3 protein-coding genes are annotated in these 2867 nt (G+C 68.6%); 1 reads left to right on the top strand and 2 read right to left on the bottom strand.

The window, feature by feature from the left end; all coding sequences use genetic code 11:
- The coding region (locus tag VFG33_RS38900) for an HNH endonuclease signature motif containing protein (protein WP_325058052.1) at positions 1–578 on the top strand (578 nt) is incomplete at its 5' end.
- Between the two features lie 674 nt (positions 579–1252).
- Here VFG33_RS38900 and VFG33_RS38905 read toward each other — a convergent pair.
- Both VFG33_RS38905 and VFG33_RS38910 read right to left on the bottom strand, forming a co-directional pair.
- A complete protein-coding gene (locus VFG33_RS38905) occupies positions 1253–1873 on the bottom strand; it encodes a class I SAM-dependent methyltransferase (RefSeq protein WP_325058053.1) in 621 nt (206 codons plus the stop codon).
- A 51-nt stretch (positions 1874–1924) separates the two neighbouring features.
- Positions 1925–2803, bottom strand: a complete 879-nt coding sequence (locus VFG33_RS38910) for an alpha/beta fold hydrolase (RefSeq protein ID WP_325058054.1) — start codon at positions 2801–2803, stop codon at positions 1925–1927.
- Between the last annotated feature and the right edge of the window lie 64 nt (positions 2804–2867).

Consider the following 2867-nt stretch of genomic DNA (forward strand, 5'->3'; position numbering starts at 1 on the left):
ACCGCGGCTGCGTCGTCTGCGGTGCCCCGCCCATCAGCTGCGAAGCCCATCACTTGGTCCACTGGATCGACGGCGGCGCCACCAAGCTCTGCAACCTGGTCTTGCTCTGCAAGGCCCATCACATCGCCCTGCACGCCGGCCGCTGGACCATCACCCTGGCCGACGGCACCGTCCAGGTCGAACGCCCCACCTGGGCCGACCCTGATCCGACCACCCGCATCCGGTACCGGCCACCACCCGCACCACCCCCACGCACGGCCAACGCCGCACCCACCGGGTCCACCGAAGACCGCCCCGGGTCCACCACCGCGCCCAACACCGCGGCCGTCAACCCCTGGGGCGACACACCTACACCCGTGGCCGGACCGACCGGTGACACCACACCCACCGACGACACCACCCCGGTGGACGCGACCTTCGATCCGTGGGGTGACCTACCCGCGGCCGGGTCGACCGGTAGCACCACACCCATCAGCAAGGCGAGCCCGGTGGATGCGGCGGCCTTCGACCGGTTGGCGACGCGCCCGAGGCCGGATCGACCGGTGACAGCACACCCACCGGCAAGGCGAACCCGGTAGATGCGGCGGCGTTCGACCCGTGGGGTGACCTGCCCGCGGCCGGGTCGACTGGTGGCACCACACTCACCGGCGATACCACCGGCGTGGATCCGGCGGCGTTCGACCCGTGGGGCGACCTGCCCGCGGCCGGATAGACCGGCAACGGCACCGGACACCGCGTCGACCGGCGACGCGAGCCGGGTGGATGCGGCGGCTTTCGACCCCATGGGGGACTGAGCCGCCCGTGCCAGACACCCCTGGCAACCTCAGCCGGCGGCCGCATCCACACTCGCGACCGGGTCCACGACTGGATCCGGCAATGGGCCGACCGGAAACGCGACCTGGTCGAAGGCAGCCTGACGTTAGGCGCCTGGTCATCGACTGGGTCCATCACCCGGCACCCGCAGCGACCATCGGCTCCTGCGCGTGAAGGTCCTGCGGACGGAATCGGCCGCGTGCTCTACGGGCTGCGGACATGTGGACCCACTAGTCGCACGACCTCCGGGGACTGCGACTGAACTGCGCACCAGGCTGCACGGGATTTCGGTCGGGTTCGCCCTGGCCGGTGCGAAGGGCGGCCAACGCCAGCCTGCCCGGCACCCCCGACACCCGAACCCCGACACGTGGCTGTCGCGGCAGATCCGGCTAGGGCCGGCTAGGAACGGCTAGGGCCGGCTGGGGACAGTTAGGGACAGTTAGGGACGATGCGCCCAGAAGAGGGTGTGGCCGGCGTCGCCTTCGGGGACGAACTCCTCGCGGTCGACGATCAGACCGCTGTCGGCCAGCCAGCCGAGGCTCGTCGCGGCATCCGCCTGGCTCCACCACATGGCGGCCTCACCACCGAGCCAGTTCTCCTCGGTGCCGGTCCAGGCGCCGTGACCAGTGGTGCCGACGAACCGCCCACCAGGGCGCAGCCAGGCGGCGATCTGCTGGATCAACGGCAACTGCTCCTCTACCGGTACGTGGATGAGCGCGTAGAACGAGACGACAGCATCGAAACTCGCGTCCGGGAAGCCGAGGCTCGTCGCGTCGGCGCAGATGAAGTTCGCAGCAGGAACAAGCTCACGCGCGCGATCGATCTGCACCTCGCTGATGTCGACCCCGGTCACGTGATGACCGGCAGTAGCCAACGACCGAGCCACCGGGATTCCATTACCGCAGCCGAGATCCAGCACGTCGGCCGAGGCCGGGAGAACATCGAGGACCTCAGCGATCCACGCCCCGTACTTCGCTTCGCCATCGTAGGCCTGCTCGTACTGATGTGAGAGCGCGTTGTATCCGCGCCGGACCAGATCCTTCGCCGCCTTGTTGTCCACGTGCGGGACGCTAGTTCAGCGGCGGCGTGATGCACCAATGGTTTGCGGCGATCAGCGGCTGAGCAGGTGGCGGAGGGCCTTGGCGATGTCGGTCGGCGCCTCTTCCGCCATGAAGTGGCCGGAGGTGACGAGGGTGTGTTCCAGGTCCGGCGCCCAGGCTCTCCACAGCGCAGCACCGTCGAAGCCGAGCGCCGAACCCCAGTCCTGCTGCAGTACTGCGACCGGCATGCGCAGGTGGTTCCCAGCAGCAAGGTTCACCTGATCGTGTTGCACATCGATCCCCGCGGAAGCCCGGTAGTCGGCGACGATCGACGGGACTGCCGCTCGAGAGGCCTCCAGGTAGGCGGCACGGATGTCGGCTGGGATGGCCGACGGGTCGTTTGTCCAGAGGTCGAGGAAGTAGCCGAAGAAGGCGTCCGGGCTGGCGGCGATCAGTTGCTCGGGAAGGCCGGGCGGCTGCGCCATCAGGTAGAGGTGGAAGGCGACGGATGCCTGGACTCCGTGCATCGCGTCCCACATGTCCAGGGTAGGGAGGACATCGAGGCAGGCGAGCTGGGTGATCGCGCCAGGGTGGTCGAGGCCGGCACGGAAGGCGACCAACGCGCCGCGGTCGTGGCCGGCAAGGGCGAACTGGTCATGTCCGAGAGCGCCGGCCAGAGCGACGATGTCGGCCGCCATCGTCCGCTTGGAGTACGTCGTGCCGTCGGTCTCGGCGGGCTTGTCGCTGGCGCCGTAACCGCGGAGATCGGGGCAGATGACGGTGTGGTCAGCCGCGAGGTCGGTAGCGACGTGCCGCCACATCAGATGCGTCTGCGGGAACCCGTGCAGCAGCACGATCGGACTGCCCGCACCACCAACAGCAACATTCAAACTGATGCCGTCAGCAACAGAAATCCGATGGTAGTCAAACCCGGAAATGACCGGTGCCATGGCGATGTCTCCTTGATGGATCCCAGGTGGCGGGTGGTGGTGGGTGGCAGGGCGGGGGTGACTG

This window comes from Kribbella sp. (assembly GCF_035687465.1).
Lineage (GTDB): Bacteria > Actinomycetota > Actinomycetes > Propionibacteriales > Kribbellaceae > Kribbella.